General features: G+C 63.9%; 21 protein-coding genes. 10 read left to right on the top strand and 11 right to left on the bottom strand.

Translation table 11 applies throughout. The annotated features are described in order from the left end of the window. Positions 1–134: 134 nt before the first annotated feature. Positions 135–623 carry a transcription elongation factor GreA gene (gene greA / locus KPL76_RS13830; RefSeq protein WP_205107852.1) on the bottom strand — a complete coding sequence of 163 codons (489 nt, stop codon included), beginning with the start codon at positions 621–623 and terminating at the stop codon, positions 135–137. A gap of 139 nt (positions 624–762) precedes the next feature. Beyond that, positions 763–1239 carry a DUF4307 domain-containing protein gene (locus KPL76_RS13825; RefSeq protein ID WP_216334085.1) on the bottom strand — a complete coding sequence of 159 codons (477 nt, stop codon included), beginning with the start codon at positions 1237–1239 and terminating at the stop codon, positions 763–765. A 157-nt stretch (positions 1240–1396) separates the two neighbouring features. On the opposite strand from KPL76_RS13825, the gene mca reads away from it, so the two are divergent. Both mca and KPL76_RS13815 read left to right on the top strand, forming a co-directional pair. Beyond that, positions 1397–2395, top strand: coding sequence for a mycothiol conjugate amidase Mca (gene mca, locus KPL76_RS13820; RefSeq protein WP_253202061.1), 999 nt, complete (start codon positions 1397–1399; stop codon positions 2393–2395). Continuing rightward, positions 2392–2697 (top strand): hypothetical protein, encoded by a 306-nt coding sequence (locus tag KPL76_RS13815; RefSeq protein WP_216334083.1) that lies wholly within the window; start codon positions 2392–2394, stop codon positions 2695–2697. Before mca ends, KPL76_RS13815 begins: the two co-directional genes overlap by 4 nt. A 28-nt stretch (positions 2698–2725) precedes the next feature. Here the strand turns inward: KPL76_RS13815 and KPL76_RS13810 are convergent, their stop codons facing one another. Continuing rightward, complete coding sequence (locus tag KPL76_RS13810; protein WP_216334082.1) at positions 2726–3523, bottom strand: hemolysin III family protein; 798 nt, start codon at positions 3521–3523, stop codon at positions 2726–2728. A gap of 70 nt (positions 3524–3593) precedes the next feature. Here KPL76_RS13810 and KPL76_RS13805 point away from each other — a divergent pair, with 70 nt between their 5' ends. From KPL76_RS13805 to KPL76_RS13790, 4 genes are all read left to right on the top strand, one after another. Then, a complete protein-coding gene (locus KPL76_RS13805) occupies positions 3594–4379 on the top strand; it encodes an isoprenyl transferase (RefSeq protein WP_216334079.1) in 786 nt (261 codons plus the stop codon). A 230-nt stretch (positions 4380–4609) separates the two neighbouring features. After that, positions 4610–5950, top strand: coding sequence for a PhoH family protein (locus KPL76_RS13800; RefSeq protein WP_253202060.1), 1341 nt, complete (start codon positions 4610–4612; stop codon positions 5948–5950). A gap of 215 nt (positions 5951–6165) precedes the next feature. Then, complete coding sequence (locus KPL76_RS13795; RefSeq protein ID WP_216334076.1) at positions 6166–6342, top strand: hypothetical protein; 177 nt, start codon at positions 6166–6168, stop codon at positions 6340–6342. A 51-nt stretch (positions 6343–6393) separates the two neighbouring features. Further along, positions 6394–6627 carry a hypothetical protein gene (locus KPL76_RS13790; RefSeq protein ID WP_216334074.1) on the top strand — a complete coding sequence of 78 codons (234 nt, stop codon included), beginning with the start codon at positions 6394–6396 and terminating at the stop codon, positions 6625–6627. Positions 6628–6640: 13 nt separating this feature from the next. Here the strand turns inward: KPL76_RS13790 and KPL76_RS13785 are convergent, their stop codons facing one another. The 6 genes from KPL76_RS13785 to xseA form a co-directional block, all read right to left on the bottom strand. Continuing rightward, positions 6641–7909 (bottom strand): FAD-binding protein, encoded by a 1269-nt coding sequence (locus KPL76_RS13785; protein WP_216334072.1) that lies wholly within the window; start codon positions 7907–7909, stop codon positions 6641–6643. Positions 7910–8037: 128 nt separating this feature from the next. After that, positions 8038–9453, bottom strand: a complete 1416-nt coding sequence (locus tag KPL76_RS13780) for an aspartate ammonia-lyase (protein ID WP_216334071.1) — start codon at positions 9451–9453, stop codon at positions 8038–8040. A 171-nt stretch (positions 9454–9624) separates the two neighbouring features. Further along, on the bottom strand, positions 9625–10245 hold the full coding sequence (locus KPL76_RS13775) for a carbonic anhydrase (protein WP_216336533.1): 621 nt from the start codon (positions 10243–10245) through the stop codon (positions 9625–9627). 50 nt (positions 10246–10295) lie between these two features. Beyond that, positions 10296–11009 carry a DUF4245 domain-containing protein gene (locus KPL76_RS13770; protein WP_253202059.1) on the bottom strand — a complete coding sequence of 238 codons (714 nt, stop codon included), beginning with the start codon at positions 11007–11009 and terminating at the stop codon, positions 10296–10298. An 11-nt stretch (positions 11010–11020) separates the two neighbouring features. Further along, positions 11021–11293, bottom strand: coding sequence for an exodeoxyribonuclease VII small subunit (locus KPL76_RS13765; protein ID WP_253202263.1), 273 nt, complete (start codon positions 11291–11293; stop codon positions 11021–11023). 82 nt (positions 11294–11375) lie between these two features. Next, complete coding sequence (xseA, locus tag KPL76_RS13760) at positions 11376–12623, bottom strand: exodeoxyribonuclease VII large subunit (RefSeq protein WP_216334067.1); 1248 nt, start codon at positions 12621–12623, stop codon at positions 11376–11378. 57 nt (positions 12624–12680) lie between these two features. On the opposite strand from xseA, the gene KPL76_RS13755 reads away from it, so the two are divergent. The 3 genes from KPL76_RS13755 (at position 12681) to KPL76_RS13745 (ending at position 16211) form a co-directional block, all read left to right on the top strand. After that, positions 12681–13715 (top strand): 4-hydroxy-3-methylbut-2-enyl diphosphate reductase, encoded by a 1035-nt coding sequence (locus tag KPL76_RS13755; protein WP_216336529.1) that lies wholly within the window; start codon positions 12681–12683, stop codon positions 13713–13715. 166 nt (positions 13716–13881) lie between these two features. Beyond that, a complete protein-coding gene (locus KPL76_RS13750) occupies positions 13882–14652 on the top strand; it encodes an ABC transporter ATP-binding protein (protein ID WP_253202058.1) in 771 nt (256 codons plus the stop codon). Further along, positions 14634–16211 (top strand): transporter, encoded by a 1578-nt coding sequence (locus KPL76_RS13745; RefSeq protein ID WP_216334063.1) that lies wholly within the window; start codon positions 14634–14636, stop codon positions 16209–16211. The genes KPL76_RS13750 and KPL76_RS13745 overlap by 19 nt, the downstream gene beginning before the upstream one ends. Positions 16212–16282: 71 nt before the next feature. Here the strand turns inward: KPL76_RS13745 and KPL76_RS14820 are convergent, their stop codons facing one another. Next, on the bottom strand, positions 16283–16876 hold the full coding sequence (locus tag KPL76_RS14820) for a DUF6264 family protein (protein ID WP_253202057.1): 594 nt from the start codon (positions 16874–16876) through the stop codon (positions 16283–16285). Between the two features lie 69 nt (positions 16877–16945). Between KPL76_RS14820 and KPL76_RS13735 the strand changes: the two genes are divergently transcribed. Next, entirely contained in the window at positions 16946–18379 is a 1434-nt protein-coding gene (locus tag KPL76_RS13735) for a glycosyltransferase family 1 protein (protein WP_216334058.1), read from the top strand. Between the two features lie 100 nt (positions 18380–18479). Here the strand turns inward: KPL76_RS13735 and fbaA are convergent, their stop codons facing one another. Beyond that, positions 18480–19532, bottom strand: coding sequence for a class II fructose-bisphosphate aldolase (gene fbaA / locus KPL76_RS13730; RefSeq protein WP_216334056.1), 1053 nt, complete (start codon positions 19530–19532; stop codon positions 18480–18482). Positions 19533–19572: the final 40 nt, after the last annotated feature.

The following is a 19572-nucleotide window of genomic DNA, read 5'->3' as shown; positions in this document are numbered from 1 at the left end:
TGCCGCTGGTTGAGCAGGCCCGCGGAGCGTTTCCTATCCGCACCGGCTGCCTGGTCGAACCGGTTTGCGTCCGGGGTTTCGTTACCCTCCTGCGGAGCTACTCAACCGGCGTTGCGACCGGAATCGGCGGCGGTTCAGCCCGTGTAGTTCTCGACTGCGGTGACCTTGACGGTGATTGCGCGGCCGTTCGGGGCCTCATAGGTGGTCGAGTCGCCGACGGCGAGACCCATGATCGCGGTGCCGAGTGGGCTCTTCTCCGAGTAGACGTCGAGGTCTGACTGGCCGGCGATCTCGCGGCTGCCGAGCAGGAACACACTCTCGTCGCCTGCGATGATCGCGGTGATGACGGTACCGGGCACCACGACGCCGTGGCTCTCCGGTGCTGCACTCACCTGTGCGGTCTTCAGCAGGTTCGTCAGAAAGCGGATACGCGCCTCCTGCTTGCCCTGCTCGTCTTTTGCGGCGTGGTAGCCGCTGTTCTCCTTCAGGTCGCCCTCTTCGCGAGCGGACTGGATCTTGTCGGTGATCTCCTGGCGGCCCGTCGTCGAGGCGTATTCGAGCTCGTTCGCAAGACGATCGTAGGCTTCCTGCGTGAGCCAGCTGACCTGGGTCTCATCGGCCATGGGAACTCCCTTGTTTGGGGCGTGGCTTCGACCGCGGTTCCGTGTGCGGTTCCGTGGCAGAAGCGTGGATTCGACGTTTCGTGTTGTGGTGCTTCGAGCAGGCCGGGCCTCGTCATCGTGCCCGGGTGAAGAGAAGATTCTATGTCAGCCAACAACTGTCGACCAAACCGGTGACAGCGCCCTCGGTGGTCAATACAGTAGTGGTGATCTGCTCGTCGCGTTGCTTAGACGCGGGCACATCGACGAGTTTCCAACCGACGACCGCGTGTGCCTCGTTCTGGGCTTCGACGGCACAGGTGACCGCCGCGCCCGGATCGCGCCCGACGACGAACGTCACGTCCACGCGCCGATCATCGACGACGGTGTGCGCCTTGTCCTGTGTGTTCACTGTGGATCGTGCTCCATCGAGCCCGGCCCACACGACCCAGGAGCCGATCACCACCACCACGGCAGCGCCGAAGGCCAGCGCGATGACCCGGCCCGTGCGCCGGCCCTTGCGCGTGCTCCCGTAGCGGTCTGCGCGGGTGTCCGACGCAGGCGCGCGCGTCGACGACGGGGCCAAAGCTTCTGACGAGGCGGCAAACGGTCCGTCTTCGCTCTGTTCGTCTTCACTCACCGGTGTATCGGGGTCTTCCTGTTAGAAACGGGGAGCTGCGAACGAACGATTAGTCTGGTTCAGTGCAGAATTTCTGCACTCCTACTTATTCCAGCCCAACCCATTTCGCGCAACCTCTTTCACTAGGGTAGTTCGCTCAGCTGAGGAGTTGAAACACGTGGCCCTTCGCCTCATGGCCGTGCATGCCCATCCCGATGACGAATCGAGCAAGGGTGCGGCAACGTATGCGTACTACCTGAACCGCGGCGCCGAGGTCATGGTGGTCAGCTGCACGAGCGGCGAGCGCGGCAGTATTCTCAACGAACAGCTCGAGGCACGCTCCTGGGCAGAACGCGACATCGCGGGCCTTCGCCGACACGAGATGCAGGCCGCACAGGCTGCGATCGGATTCCAGCACCGCTGGCTCGGTTACGCGGACTCCGGTCTCCCCGACGAGGGCGACCCGCTGCCCGTGAACGCCTTTGCGGCGATCGACATCGAGATCAGCGTTCTCCCGTTGGTGAGGCTCATCCGCGAGTTCCGGCCGCACGTTCTGCTGACGTACGACGAGAACGGCGGCTACCCGCACCCCGACCACATCCGGTGCCACGAGGTGTCGATGCTGGCGTATCAGCTCGCAGCCGATGGCTCACAGCATCCGGAGCTCGGTGCTTCCTGGCAGGTCTCGAAGCTCTACTACGACCGTATCTTTAGCTACCAGCGCATGCAGTCGATCCACACCCTGCTCGTCGAGACCGATCCCGAGAACCCCCTCCTCGAATCGTTCACGCAGATGAGGCGGTGGATGACCGAGAGCCCGTACCTCGCAACCACCCGGGTGCCCGCGGGCGAGTACTTCGAGGTCCGCGATGAAGCCCTGCTTGCCCACGCGAGCCAGGTGGCACCTGACAGTGCGTTCTTCTTCTGGCCGATCGACCTGCAGCAGAAGGCCTGGCCCACCGAGGACTACCAGTTGGTCGACTCGAAGGTGGCCGTGCCCGATGGTGCCGAGGAGTACGAATCCGACCTCTTCGCCGGGATTGTCGAATCTGACGGCATCGTCGAACCTGACGGCATCGTCGAACCTGGCAGCAGTGTCGAACCTGGCAGCAGTGTCGAATCTGGCAGCAGTGTCGAATCTGGCAGCAGTGTCGCATCTGACGGGGCTTCCGAGTGACGCACATCGGTCTTTCGCTGCTCGCGCTGCTCGCTGACGACAGCACGCCCTCGCCCAGCCCCACGTTCAACCCCGATACGGTGACGCCCGGCACCATCGGTTTCGTGATCACCCTGTTCGTCGCGGTCGGCGCAGTATTGCTCATCATCGACATGGTGCGGCGCATCAGGCGTGTCAACCTCAAGCAGCAGGTGAAGGAGAAGCTCGACGCTGAAGAGGCTGCGGCGGCTGCAGCTCTCAAGCGCAAGGGCAACCGAAATGGCAAGAGCGGTGGCTCCCTGCCCGGCCCGAAGAAGAACTAGACCAGTCTGAACTCTGTATTCGTCGTTTCTAGGCGTTGTAGGGCGGGTTCACTGCAATGAGCAGAATAGCCACCCAGTGGCATGCGAACGCGACCAGCGTCAGTGCGTGGAAGATCTCGTGGAAGCCGAAGACACCCGGTACTGGGTTGGGGCGCTTGAACCCGTAGATCACGGCGCCGATGGTGTAACTCAGGCCGCCGACGAGCACGAGGATCATCGTGGTCGGGTTGGCGGCGTAGATCTGGCCGGTGAAGAACAGGGCCGACCCCCCCATCAGCACGTACAGCGGCGTGTAGAGCCAGCGGGGGGCATCGATCCAGAACACGCGGAAGCCGATGCCCAGCACCGCCGCTATCCAGATCAGAACAAGCAGCAGGGTTCCCTGGGCTGGCGGGAGGGCCAGCGCCGCGATCGGGGTGTAGGTCCCGGCGATCAACAGGAAGATGTTCGCATGGTCGATCCTCTTGAGAACGCGCTTGGTCTTCAGCTTCCAGTTGAATCGGTGGTAGAGCGCGGAGTTGCCGAACAGCAGCAGGCTGGTGAGGGCGAAGACCGCGCTGCTGGTCTTCGCGGCCGGGCCATGGGCCACGGTGACCAGCACAATGCCGGCTGCAATGGCGAGCGGGAACGTGACGGCATGGATCCAGCCCCGCCAGGTCGGCTTCACTTCTGCGTCGCCTGCCTGCGCAGAAGTGGCGACGCCAGAGGGCGCGAGGGCATCAGGATGATCGGCGTCGGCTGCCTCGAGCAGGGGGAGGTGGGGGATGGGGGCGCCGGGATCTTCTGCTTCGAGGTCGGCGAGCGGAGCATCCGGTTGATCTGGCATACAGCCAGACTATCGGGGTGCCCTGAGGGCCCCGCTGGGAGTTTGTCTCCGCTGGCGGTAGCGTAGCCTCGTGCGAAACAGGCAGAACTCCCCGGGTCGTGGACTGCTCTACGGGCTCTACCAGAAGCGGCTTCGTCGCGAGCTCGACGAGGGAGAACTACCCCACCACGTCGCGATGATCATCGACGGGAACCGGCGTTGGGCGAAGCAGAATTTTCTCGCCACAGCCGCTCATGGCCATCGGGCAGGGGCGGCGAAGGTCGTCGAGTTCCTGGAATGGTGTGACGACCTCGGTATCTCGGTTGCCACGCTGTATCTGCTGTCGACCGACAACCTGAAGAGTCGCAGCGAAGAGGAACTCAGCGAGCTGATCGAGATCATCGCGCAGCTCGCCGATGAGCTGTCGGACTACCGTGACTGGCGGGTAAAGCACGTCGGCAGCAACGATGGACTGCCCGACAGGCTCGTCGAGGCACTGGAGAACGCTGAAGCGCAGAGCTCGGGCAACAGCGGGCTGCACGTGAACCTCGCAGTGGGCTACGGGGGCCGCACGGAGATAGCGGATGCGATGCTCAGCATCATCCGGGCCCACCAGGAGGCCGGAGACACCCTCGACGACTTGGCGGCGAACCTCGACGAAGACCTCATCGGTGCACACCTGTACACGAGCGGCCAGCCTGACCCCGACCTCGTCATCCGAACGTCGGGCGAGCAGAGGCTCAGCGACTTCATGCTCTGGCAGAGTGCACACAGCGAGTTCTACTTCATGGAGGCGCTGGGCCCCGACATCCGCCAGGTGGACTTCCTGCGTGCTCTGCGCGACTACTCGAGACGGCATCGGCGTTTCGGCGGCTGAGCACGATTCCTGCTGTAGTCCTCCCTGTAACAGAACGTTAATCTTCGAAGATGCGTGTCGTAACCGGGCATCGGCGTCGGGGTCGTAGCGTGTAGTCATCAGGTATGGCACCTGATCGAAGCGGCCACATAAGTACGTTTCGATACCAGCCAGGTCTTGAAAGAGACGTGGGGGCCGCTTCGCCGGAAGAGATCCGGGCGCGAGCTTCGCCGCCCGGGGTTGGAGTACTTGTGCCCGATCAGAAAACTCAAAAGTCCACCTCGACCCGCACTGCCCAAACCGAGCGTACCTACGTGTTAGATACCTCGGTTTTGTTGTCTGACCCGAAGGCCATCTTTCGGTTCGCCGAGCATCCGGTTGTGTTGCCTGTGGTGGTCATCTCCGAGCTCGAATCGAAACGGAACGACCCGGAGATCGGATACTTTGCACGCCAGGCGCTCCGAAATCTCGACGAATTGAGAGTGCTCCATGAGCGACTCGACTTTCCGATCGCCGTGGGCGATGCCGGGGGCAGCCTGCGCGTCGAGTTGAATCACTCCAACATGTCGGTGCTGCCGTCCGGCCTTCAGTTGCAGGACAACGACTCGCGGATTCTCGCTGTTGCGCTCAACCTGTCGAACGACGGGCTCGATGTGACTGTCGTTTCAAAAGATCTGCCCCTGAGGGTCAAGGCCGCATCGATCGGGCTTGCGGCAGAGGAGTACCGGGCAGAGTTGGCCGTCGACTCCGGCTGGACCGGGCTCGACGACATCACACTCAGTGCGGCAGACATGTCCAAGCTCTATGAGAACGAGCGGATGGAGACCACGCTCGTCGAGAAGATGCCGATCAACACCGGGCTGGTCATCCATTCAGACCGTGGATCTGCCCTTGGGCGGGTGACCGGCAAACACAGTTTCCAGCTGGTTCGAGGCGATCGCGATGTCTTCGGTCTGCACGGGCGCTCGGCCGAACAACGAGTTGCCATCGACATGCTGCTCGACCCCGAGGTCGGGATCATCTCACTGGGAGGCAGAGCCGGTACGGGGAAGTCCGCTCTCGCCCTGTGCGCGGGTCTTGAAGCTGTGCTGGAGAAGCAGCAGCACCGCAAGATCATGGTGTTCAGGCCGTTGTACGCGGTCGGTGGCCAGGAACTCGGCTTTCTGCCGGGGGATGCATCGGAGAAGATGAATCCGTGGGCGCAGGCGGTGTTCGACACGCTCGGTTCGCTCGTCTCGCAGAACGTGCTCGACGAAGTGGTCGAGCGCGGCATTCTCGAGGTACTGCCACTGACGCACATCCGCGGCCGGTCGCTTCACGATGCCTTCGTGATCGTTGACGAAGCGCAGTCGCTCGAACGCAACGTGCTGCTCACTGTTCTCTCGCGAATCGGCTCGAACTCGAGGGTCGTGCTGACCCACGATGTCGCCCAGCGGGACAACCTGCGTGTCGGGCGCCACGACGGTGTGGCTTCGGTCATCGAGACGCTGAAGGGTCACCCGCTCTTCGGGCACATCACCCTGACGCGGTCGGAGCGGTCGGCGATCGCAGCCCTGGTCACCGAGATGCTGGAGTCGAACGAACTCGCCTGACAGGTGCGCCGGGCGCGTCGGGTGATCCCGGGGCGTCCGGCTGCGTCCGGCTGCGCCCGGTACATCGGGCGACTCCGGTACGTCCGGCGAATTTGGCGTCACTATCCTGTCTGGCGCGTGCGCCTCGATCCCATCCGGAGCATTCTCCGGTGCTGCGTGCCAGCGGCTGTGGATAACTTCCCGTCGCCACCGTCAGTTCGGCATACCGTAGCGGAATGATGAGTCTTGGTGTTGTGTCAGCGTGGGTGGTGTTCGCGTACCTGGGTCTCGTGAGCGTGCCACTGGGCGTCTCCGACTTTCGCGGGTGTCGACTGCCCAACGCCCTCGTGTTGCCGGGTTATCTCCTCTTAGCTCTCGCTCTCGTCGGTCGCGCACAGTGGCAGCCGCCCTGAGGGCCCGTTACGACGTGTGGTGGTGCGCTGGCGCTCTTTCTGGGGCTGCGGATGATCGGGGTCATCGGCATGGGCGATGTGAAGCTGTCAGGGCTGCTCGCCGGCGCACTGGCGCTGGTGCCGTCTGGGCGGGTACCCGGAACACTCCTGATCGCCGCGTGTGTTGCCTGTGCCCTCGCTGGCGGAGGAGCACTGGTGTGGATGCGGGTGTCATCCCGGCGTACGCTGCCGTTCGGCCCAGCACTGTTGACAGGCTTTTGGATCGCGGCGATCCAGGCAGCCTGAACATCAGCGCAATTCAGAACCCGAAGACGCGCTCTCGCAGAAAATCGGTGCGGAACTTCTGGTTCGGGTCGACACGGTCTGCCAGGGAAACGAAGTCTGGCAGGTGCTCGTAGAGCGGGGCGATGCTGCTGACCTGTGCAGTGAAGACCTTGCCCCAGTGTGGCCTGGCCTCGAAGGGAGCCAGAGCTCGTTCGAGGTCGACCAGGAGGTCCTCGACCTCCGACTGCAGGGGTTTCCAGGTGAAGTGCAGTGCGACGCTGTCCCTGCCGCCGGCGCTGCTCAGCCAGAACGTGTCGGCCGCTACGGTACGGATCTCCGAGATCTGCAACAGAGGGTCGATCCGGGCGCCCAACAGTCTGAGGGCCTCGAAGGCCGCGACGGCGTGTCGGCGGTCGACCAGGAACTCCGATTGGAGCTCATCGCCGTTGCTCGGGGTGAAGTCGAGTCGAAAATGGGGCAGCCGGTCGACCCAGGGGCCGGGGATCCCCTGCTGCTCGGTGCACGCAACGGCCGACACGCCCGGAAGCGGGTGCAGACGAGTCGTGGCCGGTGTCGCGCCGAAGAACGCTTCTGCGGTCTGCGCAACTGTATTGATGTCGGCGCGTCGGCCGACTCTGCTCTTGAGCCAGGCCTGGTCGACGGTGTCGGCCGACCATCGGGTGAACAGGCTCACGCTGTAGGCCGACCGTGTGATGTCGTCGAAATTCTCGAAGAGAGCCGGCCACGGCAACCGCTCGAAGACGCTCGTGGCGACGTCGAAGGTGGGCACAATCGCCAGTGAGACCTCTGTGACCACGCCGAGGGCGCCGAGGGCGACGGCATAGCCGTCGAAGTCCTCGTCACCCGGTGCTACCTCGACGAGCGATCCGTCGGCCTGGACGAGCTGCATGGCCGCGACACCCGCTGACAGGTTCTGGTTGAGGTCTCCCGAGCCATGGGTCGCTGTCGCAATGGCCCCGGCCACGGAGATGTGGGGTAGAGAAGCGAGGTTGGCGAGCGCATACCCGTTCTCCTGCAGGTACTGCCCGACAACCCCGTACTTCACACCGCCGCCGACCCGCACGGTCATCGTGTCTGAGTCGATGTCGATCGGGAGCTCGAGACGATCAAGGGAGACGAGGTCGCCAGCGGTGTCGGCGATCGTGTTGAAGGAATGCCGGGAACCGAGCGCACTGAGCCTCGTCGCTCGCCCGACGACCTCCTGGAGTTCAGTGATCAAGCGAGGTCGACACAGTTTGCCCGCACGGTAGCTGACGTTGCGTGCCCAGTTCTTCTCGCTCACTTCGTCCTGCTCACTTCGTTCTGCTTACTCAGTTCTGCTCACTCAGTTCTGCTCATTGCTTGTCGCTGAATCTCAGCTGCCAGCTGACAGCTGCCCCTGCCACCTGCCGCCTCGCTCACGATCTCTCGTCAGCGAGCCTCTGGCGGCCGTGTCATCGACAGCACGTCGAGGGCTGTATCGAGCTGTTCGAGGGTGACCTCGCCCCGCTCGACGAATCCCAGGTCGATGACGGCGTCACGCACCGTGAGTCCCTGGGCGACCGAGTGCTTGGCGATCTTGGCCGCTGCCTCGTATCCGATGATGCGATTGAGCGGTGTGACGATCGACGGAGACGATTCGGCCAGCGCGCGGGCTCTTTCGAGGTTGGCCTGCAGCCCATCGACAGTCTTGTCGGCGAGGAGGGTCGACGAACTCGACAGCAGTCTGATCGACTCAAGCAGGGCAGTACCCATCACGGGGATGGCGACGTTCAGCTCGAAGGCACCGGAGGCCCCGGACCAGGCGATCGAGGCGTCGTTGCCAATCACGCGCGAGCACACCATGAGAACGGCTTCGGGGATGACCGGGTTGACTTTGCCGGGCATGATCGAGGAACCGGGCTGGAGATCGGGAATGTGGAGCTCGCCCAGGCCGGTGTTCGGGCCGGAGCCCATCCACCGCAGATCGTTGCAGATCTTGGTGAGGCTGACCGCAAGTACGCGGAGAGCTCCGGATGCCTCGACCAGGGAGTCGCGGGCGCCCTGCGCCTCGAAGTGGTTGCGGGCTTCAGTGATCGGCAACCCGGTTTCGTCAGCCAGAAGGCGGATGACCAGTTGCGGAAAACCTGCCGGGGTGTTGATCCCGGTACCGACGGCCGTACCGCCCAGGGGAACTTCCGCGACGTGCTTCAGGGTGCCTTCGACCCGTTCGATCCCGAGTCGGATCTGCGCAGCGTATCCGCCGAACTCCTGGCCGAGGGTGACCGGGGTCGCGTCCATGAGGTGGGTACGCCCGGCTTTGACAGCGGTTGCCCACAGCGCTGCTTTGATCTCGAGGGACTCGGCCAGATGGTGCAGCGATGGGATCAGGTCGTGGATGAGTGCCGCAGTGACGGCAACGTGCACCGAGGTCGGGAATACATCGTTGGACGATTGAGAGGCGTTGACGTGGTCGTTCGGGTGCACCTTCGAGCCAAGACGGGTCGTGGCGAGGGTCGCCAGCACCTCGTTCATGTTCATGTTGGTCGACGTACCGCTGCCGGTCTGGTAGATGTCGATCGGGAACTGCTCAGCGTAAGCGCCTGAAATGACGTCGTCGGCCGCCCCCGCGATTGCCCCCGCGATCGCCTCATCGAGAACCCCGAGCTCGGCATTCGCCAGGGCTGCGGCCTTCTTGATGCGCGCCAGCGCGGCGATCTGGGCCGGTTCGAGCACGCTGCCCGATACCGGAAAGTTCTCTACCGCACGCTGCGTCTGCGCGCCGTACAGGGCCGCGGCAGGAACCCGCACCTCGCCCATTGTGTCGTGCTCGATCCGGAACTGAGCGTTCTCAGTGTTCTCCACCACTTCGTGGTCTTCCTTTCGTCGTTCCGCCGGCGCTGCTGCGCGGCGGTCGTGTATTCGGTGTGCTCGGTAGGTCTGTGGTTGGGATTTGCTTGTCGGGTGTGTCAGTCGGGGTGTGTCACTCGGTTTGTGTCACTCGGGTCAGACTGTGTGGGTCGCTGTGGGCTGTGTCGTTCACAGGACAGACCCGATGACGAGGTCGGGAACTGCGCGCCCTTCGGCAAGCCGATAGTTGGCCCCGACGATCGCCAATCGCCCCGCTGCGATAGCGTCGGAGATCATCTCTGACGTCTCGAGCAGTTCGGCCACGGTGTCGCGCAGGTGGTATTTTCCCACCTCGTGGGCATCGACGTCAGCCAGGGATACGGGGGCGTCATCTGGATGTTCGGCAGACGTCTTCGAGGCTACGAGCCGAACTGCTGGCAGGATCTTGTCGATCAGGTTGGCGATGTGCGGCGGCAGGGGAGGCGTCTCCGGGTCTTGCGAGGCAATGGCGGCGAGCACGGCACCGCATTCGTCGTGGCCGAGAACAACGATCAGCTGCACTCCGAGCACCCCCACGGCATACTCGAGACTGCCGACGACAGAGTCGGAGATCACCTGGCCTGCGTTGCGCACGACGAACAGGTCGCCGAGCCCCTTGTCGAAGATGATCTCGGCGGCCAGCCTGGAATCGCTGCACCCGAAGAGCGCGGCGCGCGGCGTCTGCGCTGCGGCGATCTGGTTGCGCCGGTCGACGTCCTGCCGTGGATGCTCGGGCTCACCGGAGACGAACCGTTCGTTGCCCTCGAGCATCTCGGCCCAGACCTGGGCCGGCGTCGAAGTGGTGTTCGGGTCGAAGATGCTCACTTGGCCGTCACCGCCGTTTCAGGCTGCGCTCGGACATTGGAGCTGATCGAAGCAGCCACCTCTGCTATCTCGGTATCGCTGGCGTCTCCGAAGACGATGTATGTTGTTGCCCCGGATTGGGTCGTCAGTGCGTATTTCACGTTGCCCACCTCTTTCGCTGTCTTTCTGTTGTCGTACACAGTCCACTGGATGCCGTCGATGGTTGTCGTCGACGAAGCCGCGGAGTCCTTCACCTGGTCGGCGAACCACCCATCTGTGGCGTTGACGCCCTGGGTGAGGCCGACGTAGTTCCTGGTCGGAGTGATGAGCCCCACGTACCAGGAGACGACATTGTCGGTGCCCGTGCGGATCTCTGCGGCGTTGGAGGTCCATGTCGCGGGAACGTCAGGAACCGCCACAGGAACAGGGAAGGCCGCCTGCGCGCTCGAAGCGACCGATCGGAAATCGACCGCGGGAAGGTGCGAGGTGTCGTCACGCGGCACGAGCAGCACGATCACGATCACGAGGCCGACACATACCAGGATCGACAGCCACAGGTTGTTGATGGTCTTGTTGGCCCGGTACTTGCGCGACTGTTCGGCTTTTCTGGCCTGTGTCTCTTCGAGAGTCTCCGGTCGGCCGAGTTCTGCAACGACGCGCGGAGGCTTCTGCCCGCGTGGGGGTTTGCCTTGCGCGGAATTGCCGCGCGGGGGGATCGCCTCAGACGTCACTCCGACTGCACCTACTCCGCGGCCCTGGAGGACTCGCCGTGTGCCTGCGGGTTCTGTGCCTGCGGGTTCTGTGCAGCACGCGCCCGGTCAAGTCGCGTCTTGGCCCCGATCAGCCACTCCTCGCAGCGGGCAGCAAGCGCCTCGCCCCGTTCCCACAGTTCAAGCGAGCGCTCGAGGGTCGCTGCACCGCGTTCGAGTTCGTTGACGACCTGGACCAGTTCGTCGCGGGCCTGCTCGTAGCTGAGCTCTGCCACACCATTCGAAGCCGCGCTGCTCGGAGCCACGCCGCTCGCAGCCCCGCCGTTCCCAGCGTCTGCTTCTGTCGCCGAGGATCCGGTTACTGGTGACTGTGCCATGAGCCCAATCTTATCGGCGAGTGCCGGGAGCCGACGGACCCTCGGAGCGGGCTGTGAGTACATCGGCAGACAGAGTTATTGTGAGGGACGAGCCCTGAGGAGCATCCGTCGACCGTCTGACGACGCCGCCGTTCTCGGACTGCACGATCGCATAACCACGGTCGAGGGTGCTCTGGGGCGAGAGAGTTCGAAGCCTCGCGCCCAACTCACTTGTCGCCGTTCCGGCACGCTCGAGGGTACGGTTCAGCAACTCGACCCCGCGCGAGACGTACCGCGTGAGGTCTTCGCTGCGTGAATCGATGATCCATGACGCATTCGTCAGCACCGGCCGCGAGCGCACCTGTTCGATCCGGTCGATCTCGGACCTCACGAACGCTGTCACGCGCAGGCTCAGCCGCGCTCGGGCCTGCTCCACCTTGTTCAGTTCTTCGGAGACGTCGGGTACGACGCGCTTCGCGGCATCGGTGGGTGTGGATGCCCGGAGGTCTGCGATCTCGTCGAGGAGTGGCCGGTCTGCCTCATGCCCGATCGCGCTCACGATCGGCGTGGAACACGCGGCCGCGGCCCTCAGCACGCCCTCGTCGCTGAAGCCGAGCAGGTTCTGGAAGTCGCCGCCGCCCCGGGCCACGATGATGACGTCGACGTCAGGGTCTGCATCCAGCTCGAGGAGCGCAGCGGTGACCTCGCGAGGCACGCGGTCACCCTGGACTGCCGCATGCACGACCTTGAACGCGACGGAGGGCCACCGCAGCTGGGCATTGCGCAGCACGTCTTTCTCGGCGTCGCTGTCTTTACCGGTGATGAGGCCGATGCAGCCCGGCAGGAAGGGCAGGCGTTTCTTTCGTGACGCGTCGAAGAGACCCTCTGAAGCCAGCTGGCGGCGCAGGCGTTCGAGGCGTTCGAGCAGGTCACCGAGACCGACGTGCCGCATCTCGAAGACCTGCATCGAGAGAGTGCCGCCCTTCTGCCAGTAGTTCGGCTTGACGAGCGCGATGACGCGGTCGCCCTGCTTCAGATCGGCCGGGATCTTGCCCCGCACAGACGACCAGATGTTGAACCCGATCGTCGCGTCTTCGCTCGTGTCTTTGAGTTTGCCGTAAACGTTGCCACCGCTGACACCCCACTGCGTGATCTCGCCCTCGACCCAGGCAGAGCCCAGGCGATCGATGTAGCCCTTGATCTTGCTGGAGAAGAGAGCGACGGGCCACGGGTTCTCAAACGTTGGTGCGGAGCCCTCGGCTGCAGCGGTATCGGTCATGGGCGCACCTCCGGCACGTAGAATCGTCAGGTGAGCAACACAACCGTCAGCCTGCCGATGCCGAGAATTCCCGGCGTTCGCAACAGGCTAAAGGATACCCCCGTCAACGGCCAGAAGAAGGTGCTGCTCGCTGCCCCGCGCGGGTACTGTGCAGGAGTAGACAGGGCTGTGGTCGCCGTCGAGAAGGCGCTGGAGCGCTACGGCGCACCCGTCTACGTGCGCAAACAGATCGTGCACAACGTGCACGTCGTCTCCACTCTCGAGAAGCTCGGGGCCATCTTCGTCGAAGAGGTCGACGAAGTTCCGCCCGGATCTCACGTCGTCTTCAGTGCGCACGGGGTGTCGCCCGCTGTCGTACAGGGTGCAGCAGACCGAAATCTGTTCGCCATCGACGCGACCTGCCCGCTCGTCACCAAGGTGCACCGCGAAGCGGTCCGGTTCGCCAGGGACGACTTCGAGATCCTTCTCATCGGGCACGCCGGCCACGAGGAGGTCGAAGGTACCGCGGGTGAAGCCCCCGAGCACACGACCCTCGTCGGCAGCCCGGACGAGGCAGACACGATCGTGGTTCGCGACCCCGACAGGGTGGTGTGGCTCTCCCAGACCACGCTCTCGGTCGACGAGACCATGGAGACTGTCAGACGACTCCGTGCGCGCTTCCCCAACCTCCAGGATCCGCCATCGGACGACATCTGCTACGCCACCCAGAACCGCCAGGTGGCTATCAAGAAGGTCGCCAAAGACAGTGACCTGGTGATCGTTGTCGGTTCAGCCAACTCGTCGAATTCCGTGCGGCTCGTCGAGGTTGCGCTGGAGTACGGAGCAAAGGCCGCGTATCGGGTGGACTACGCGCACGAGGTGAAACAGGAGTGGCTCGACGGTGTCAACACGGTCGGGGTGACGTCAGGGGCATCCGTGCCCGAAGTTCTCGTGCAGGAGCTTCTCGATGACCTTGCTGGTGCTGGCTACGGCGAAATCGAGACCGTGCAGACGGCTGAAGAAGACCTGATCTTCTCGCTGCCGAAGGAGCTGCGCAACAATTCGGCGGGCAAGACGGATGACCGCGCGCTCGGTGGCCGAAACCGTACCTGATCCGGGGTGCCGGCGCGGCGTGAACCACACACGCCAGACACTGACGCGCCCAGACACTGAGGCACCCAGACCTCTGGGTGCCCAGACACGCCAGCGCAACCGCACCTGGGGCATCAGGCAGCCGGTCGACGTACGATGGCTGCAGCAACCGGGGAGGGGTGATCGCATGCCAACGGATTCACGACCAGCCGCGCTCGAACTGCGTGGGCTCAGCAGATCGTTCGGCGAGAAACTGGCTGTCGACAACCTGAGTCTGACCGTTCCGGTCGGGTCGTTCTACGGGCTCGTCGGGCCCAACGGCGCGGGTAAGACGACATCGCTGTCGATGGCCACAGGACTTGTGCGACCAGATGCGGGGCAGGCCGTTGTTCTCGGTGTCGACATGTGGCAGAAGCCGCTCGAGGCGAAACGCCTGATCGGAAACCTCTCCGACGGCGTGAAACTGTTCGACAGGCTCACCGGCGAGCAACTGGTCACCTACAACGGGCTGCTCTTCGGCATGACGCGGGAGACCGTTGCAGAGCGGGTCGGGGACCTGTTGCGCATTCTCGACCTCGAGGGTGCAGCGGGTACACCGGTCGTCGACTACTCGGCTGGGATGACGAAGAAGATCGCCCTGGCCTGTGCGCTCGTGCATGCACCACGACTGCTGGTACTCGATGAGCCGTTCGAATCAGTCGATCCGGTTTCTGCCGCGAACATCCGTGACATTCTCACCGACTACGTCGCCGGTGGTGGCACGGTCATCGTCTCGAGCCATGTCATGGACCTGGTGCAGCGCATGTGCGACCACGTCGCCGTGATCCAGTCGGGGCGGGTTCTTGCCTCGGGTACCGTCGACGAAGTCCGCGGCACCGCGTCCCTCGAAGACCGCTTCGTCGAGCTGGTGGGCGGTCGCAACCACACGGAGGGCCCCGAGTGGTTGCGACACTCCTGAGGCTGCGCTTCCGCGTTCTCGCCAACACCCTGAAACGCAGCACCTGGCAGCTGGTCGCTGTCATCATCGGTGCCATCTATGGGATGGGCGTTCTCGTTTTCGTCGTCTTCGGGCTGGTCGCGCTGGCATTCGCCCCCGTCGAACTCGCTTCGACGATCATCGTGCTGGCGGGCTCTGCGCTCATCCTCGGCTGGATTGCCGTACCGCTGGTCGCTGTCGGCGTCGATCAGACGCTCGAGCCTGCCAAGCTGGCCCAGTTCCCGTTGCCGAGACGAACGCTGCTCCTGGGGCTGGCGCTGGCTGGTGTGCTCGGGGTTCCCGGAATCATCACCTCGATCGCCGCTCTCGCGACGACGGCGACGTGGTTCAGGTCGCCGATTGCTGCCGTCGCTGCTCTGGTCTGCGCGGTGATCGCCGTGCTCACCTGTGTCGTCGGGTCACGCATGGTGACGGCCCTCAGTGTCAGCCTCGCGTCGAAACGGCGCTTCAGGGAGGTCTCGGGCATCCTGGTCTTCATTCCGCTGATTCTCCTCGGGCCGATCAGCTTCGGTATTGCGCGGGGGGTGGCGAAGTCGACGGATGCACTGCCCGGCCTCGCCCACATCCTGGGCTGGACGCCCCTGGGCGCGGCCTGGTCGGTTCCTGCTGACGTTGCCGTCGGTGACTTCGGCGCCGCCTCGGTCAAATTCCTCATCGCACTCGCCACGCTCACGGCCCTGGTGCTCATCTGGTCGAGAAGCCTGGCCACCGCGCTGGAGACTCCGCCGGTGAGTTCGGGCAAGCGCGTCGCGCGCGGCAAGATCGGGTTCTTCGGGCTATTGCCCGCCACGCCGGCGGGTGCTGTCGCTGCCCGCTCCCTCAGCTACTGGGTACGCGACCCGCGTTACGCGCGCCAGTTGATCGTCGTGCCCTTGATACCCGTGCTGCTGTACTTCTACTCGAACAACATGGGTTCGTTCGGTCTCTTCAACGCAACGGGACCGATCGTCGCTTTCCTGTTGTCGCTGGCTACGTATGCCGACGTGTCGTACGACGGCACCGCCTTTGCAACCCATGTCGCCGACGGCGTCCGCGGGGTGGATGATCGGCTCGGCCGTGCCGTAGCGCTCGCGATCGTCTCTGTTCCCTTTGTCGCGGTGCTCACTGTCGGTTCGGTCGCGATCACGAACTCGTGGCCACTGTTGCCAGCGCTCGCTGGGATGGCGCTGGGGGCCGCTCTCTCGGGGATCGGTCTCACGGCCGTGACGAGCGCGCGGATCATCATTCCGGTGCCGGCATCGGGCGACAACCCCTTCAAGTCGGCTCCCGGCGCCGGGTTCACAACAGCCCTGAGTTCGTTTGCGACGTGGGGAATCCTTCTGTTGCTCACCCTTCCTGAAGCGGCGCTGGGTGTCTCGTCGATCGTCTTCGGGTCTGCCCTGCTCGGCTGGCTTGCCCTTCTGGTCGGCATCTTCCTGGGGCTCGCGCTCGCAGTGGCCGGAATTCGCGTGGGCGGCACGATCCTCGACCGATCTGCGCCGGAGATCCTCAGCAGGCTCAAGGCTCTGCGCGGCGCGTGACACGAGCAGCCTGACCGGGCAGATCAGTCACTTGCCGGGTTGGTGGCTCCGGATGATCGGGACTCTTCAGTTCACCGAGCCGTGATCTGCTGCACGAACGAGGGATCGTTGAAGAAGGCGAAGGTGATTGCCCCGACCCACAGGGCGAACGTCACCACGCCGATCACGAGCGGAACAGGAAAGGCGAGTTTTCGCTGCGAGAGGCGCCGAACAGAGATGACGATCGAAACGAGTTGCAGAATGATCGTCACCACACCCGCGACGATGCCCATGGTGTTTGCGGCGGCTGACGACGCAAAAGCGGTGTAGCCCTGGGCTGTGGCCGCCTGGATGAGCACGGTGTTGAAGTCGAAGAGCGCCGGAATCATGCTCGCCGAGAAGAGCAGCCCGAAGAACAACAGCAGGCTCGTCACTGAAAGATCGACAGCACGAATCGGTCGCGGCGCGCCAGCGGGTGCAGACGTTTCGCCGGAGGGATCGCGAGATCCCGGCGGAGCGGGCGACGGTGCAGACGGAGCGGGTTGACCGTACTGGGAGTCTGCCCCACCGTTGGACGGGGTGCGTCCCTGACCGGAGTCGGCCCCCTGCGGTGGCGCGGGAGGTTGCCAACTCCAACCTTCTGGAGCCAGCTCGCCGTACTTCGGTCTGGGCCTGTCGTCAACCATGAGAGCATTTCTTCTTGCGAGCGTGATTCGTGCGCGGAACGTTCTTCAGAACGATGAAAGGCTAACAGCATGCAGCAGAGGGCTACTGGGAACAAGCCGCTGGCACCACCTCAGAAGGTTGTGATCTACACGCAGGAGGTTCTGGGTGAGCGAATGGCGGGACCGGGCATCCGTGCCCTCCGTTTTGCCGAGGCGCTGGCTCCGCATGCCGAGGTGCGTCTCATCGCCCAGGCCACCGCAGATCTCTCGAGTGAGGACTTCTTCGTCGGAGCGGCGAACGGCCCCGCGCTGCTGGATCACGTCCGATGGGCAGATGTGCTGGTCATCCAGAGCCCCATCTTCGCCCAGGAGCCGGAGATCTTCGACATCGACGTCATCATCGTCTGCGATCTCTACGACCCCTTTCTTCTCGAAGAGCTCCAGCAGGGGCTGTACGTCCAATCCACCGGCCAGGAGGCGGCCGCGGCATGGACGGTCGGTGCCGTGAACGACATGCTTCGGTATTCCGACTACTTCATCTGCGCCTCAGAAAAACAGCGTGACATGTGGATCGGGCAGCTGATGTCTGTCGGCAGGCTCAATCCTCTGACGTACCGAGACGATCCGTCGCTACGCCGATTGATCGATCTCGCACCGTTCGGCGTCGACGCCGAACCGCCTGTTCGCACCGCAGGAGGTGTGCGCGGCGTCGTCGAGGGAATAGGCGAGAACGACAAGATCGTGCTCTGGGGTGGGGGCATCTATGACTGGTTCGACCCTCTCATCCTGATCAGGGCTGTCGCGGAACTGTCGAAACGGCACGCCGACATCCGTCTCTTCTTTCTGGCCAAGCAGCATGCGAATCCTGTTCACGGCGTGATGAAGATGGCTGTGGATGCCCAGAAACTCGCTGACGAACTCGATGTACTCGGTTCGGTTGTCTTCTTCAACGAACAGTGGGTTCGTCACGCCGACCGAGCGAACTACTTTCTCGATGCCGACCTGGGCGTGAGCACCCACCTCGATCATCTGGAGACCAGATTCAGTTTTCGCACCCGGCTTCTCGATTACCTCTGGGCCGGTCTGCCGATCGTCAATTCTGCGGGTGACGCTTTCGAATCGGTCATCGTCGAGCGCGGCTTGGGAGCGGTCGTTCTACCCGGTGACCAGCTCCAGCTCGAGCAGGCGATCGAGAAGTTCCTCTACGACGATGCGGCCGTCGCTGCTGCCCGATCGAACGTGCGCGACTTCGCTCCGAGCCTCGGCTGGCAGAGCGCGTCGAAGGCCTTGGTGAGTTTCTGTCTCGACCCGTATCACGCGGCGGATGCCCGGCACAACCGTGCCGCAAGAGTGACGGCGCTCGCAGCGCACTCCGCTGTCGAGCAGGCTCGAGATGACGAAGTCCGCCGCGGATCGCTCACCGAAGCGGAGCTGCGCGAACGAATCAGGTCCCTCGAAGCCAGCACATCCTGGCGCCTCACCGCCCCCCTGCGAGCAATAACAGGCCGTCGAGGGCGCGGATAGCCTGCACGGGCAGCTGGTGTGGTGCCACAACTGCCTGTCGGCGGCGACGGCCTTTCGTTCAGCCGTCAGCCGTCGCCGTGGTCTCCCTCGTGATCGAGCGTCAGTTGCCGGAATGGCCGGCAGAGCCCAGCTGCTGCGTGGCCTCGATGACGCGGGCCGCCATGGCGGTCTCTGCCGTCTTTCCCCAGGCGCGCGGGTCGTAGACCTTCTTGTTGCCCACCTCGCCGTCGACCTTCAGTACACCGTCGTAATTGCGGAACATCGTGTCGGCGATCGAGCGAGTGAACGCGTACTGGGTGTCGGTGTCGATGTTCATCTTGATGACACCGTTCGCGACGGCCTCGGAGATCTCAGCGTCGGTGGAGCCGGAACCACCGTGGAACACGAGGTCGAACGGCTTGGTGTTGCCGCCGAGAACCGACGCGTACTTCGCGTAGACGCCGTCCTGGATCTCCTTGAGGAGTTCCGGGCGAAGCTTGACGTTGCCGGGCTTGTAGACGCCGTGCACGTTGCCGAACGTGAGCGCGGCCATGTACCGGCCGTTCTCGCCGAGTCCGAGCGCCTCGACGGTTGCCAGGGCATCCGACACGCTGGTGTACAAGTGCTCGTTGATGTCGTGGCTGACGCCGTCTTCTTCGCCGCCGACAACACCGATCTCAACCTCGAGAATGGCGTTGATGGCTGCGGTGCGCTTGATCATGTCCTGCGCGATGGCAAGGTTCTCGTCGAGAGGAACCGCCGAGCCGTCCCACATGTGTGACTGGAAGATGGGGTTTCGGCCCGCCTTGACCTCGGCCTCAGACGCTGCGATGAGGGGCAGCACGAAGGTGTCGAGAGCGTTCTTCGGGCAGTGGTCGGTGTGCAGGGCCACGGTGATGGGGTAGTTCTTGGCGACTTCGTGCGCGAAGGCTGCGAAGGCGAGTGCGCCTGTTGCACGGGCACTGCCCGAGGCGGCCTGGGCCTTCTGCCCGGCCAGGTAGTCAGACCCACCAGTGGTGACCTGGATGATGCCGTCAGAGCCGGCGTCGGAGAGCCCCTGCAGCACGGCGTTCAGCGTCTGAGACGACGAGACGTTCACAGCCGGATAGGCGAACCCCTTCGTCTTGGCCTTGTCGAGCATTTCAGCGTACTGATCGGGCGTTGCGATGGGCATGAGTCTCCTTCGGGCAGATGTCGGTTTCCAGCATAGCGAG

The organism is Subtercola sp. PAMC28395, assembly GCF_018889995.1.
Taxonomy (GTDB): domain Bacteria; phylum Actinomycetota; class Actinomycetes; order Actinomycetales; family Microbacteriaceae; genus Subtercola.
Note: the sequence above shows the minus strand (reverse complement) of the source record. Positions and strands in the feature narration are given on the sequence as shown.

Excerpts from the sequence above, each read along its gene's own strand:
- KPL76_RS13790 (WP_216334074.1), top strand. The coding sequence starts at position 6,394 with ATGATCGGGGTCATCGGCATGGGCGATGTGAAGCTGTCAGGGCTGCTC.
- KPL76_RS13735 (WP_216334058.1), top strand. The coding sequence starts at position 16,946 with ATGCAGCAGAGGGCTACTGGGAACAAGCCGCTGGCACCACCTCAGAAG.
- xseA (WP_216334067.1), bottom strand. The coding sequence starts at position 12,623 with ATGACCGATACCGCTGCAGCCGAGGGCTCCGCACCAACGTTTGAGAAC.
- KPL76_RS13775 (WP_216336533.1), bottom strand. The coding sequence starts at position 10,245 with ATGCTCGAGGGCAACGAACGGTTCGTCTCCGGTGAGCCCGAGCATCCA.
- KPL76_RS13795 (WP_216334076.1), top strand. The coding sequence starts at position 6,166 with ATGATGAGTCTTGGTGTTGTGTCAGCGTGGGTGGTGTTCGCGTACCTG.
- KPL76_RS13810 (WP_216334082.1), bottom strand. The coding sequence starts at position 3,523 with ATGCCAGATCAACCGGATGCTCCGCTCGCCGACCTCGAAGCAGAAGAT.
- KPL76_RS13750 (WP_253202058.1), top strand. The coding sequence starts at position 13,882 with ATGCCAACGGATTCACGACCAGCCGCGCTCGAACTGCGTGGGCTCAGC.
- KPL76_RS14820 (WP_253202057.1), bottom strand. The coding sequence starts at position 16,876 with ATGGTTGACGACAGGCCCAGACCGAAGTACGGCGAGCTGGCTCCAGAA.
- fbaA (WP_216334056.1), bottom strand. The coding sequence starts at position 19,532 with ATGCCCATCGCAACGCCCGATCAGTACGCTGAAATGCTCGACAAGGCC.
- KPL76_RS13755 (WP_216336529.1), top strand. The coding sequence starts at position 12,681 with ATGCCGAGAATTCCCGGCGTTCGCAACAGGCTAAAGGATACCCCCGTC.
- greA (WP_205107852.1), bottom strand. The coding sequence starts at position 623 with ATGGCCGATGAGACCCAGGTCAGCTGGCTCACGCAGGAAGCCTACGAT.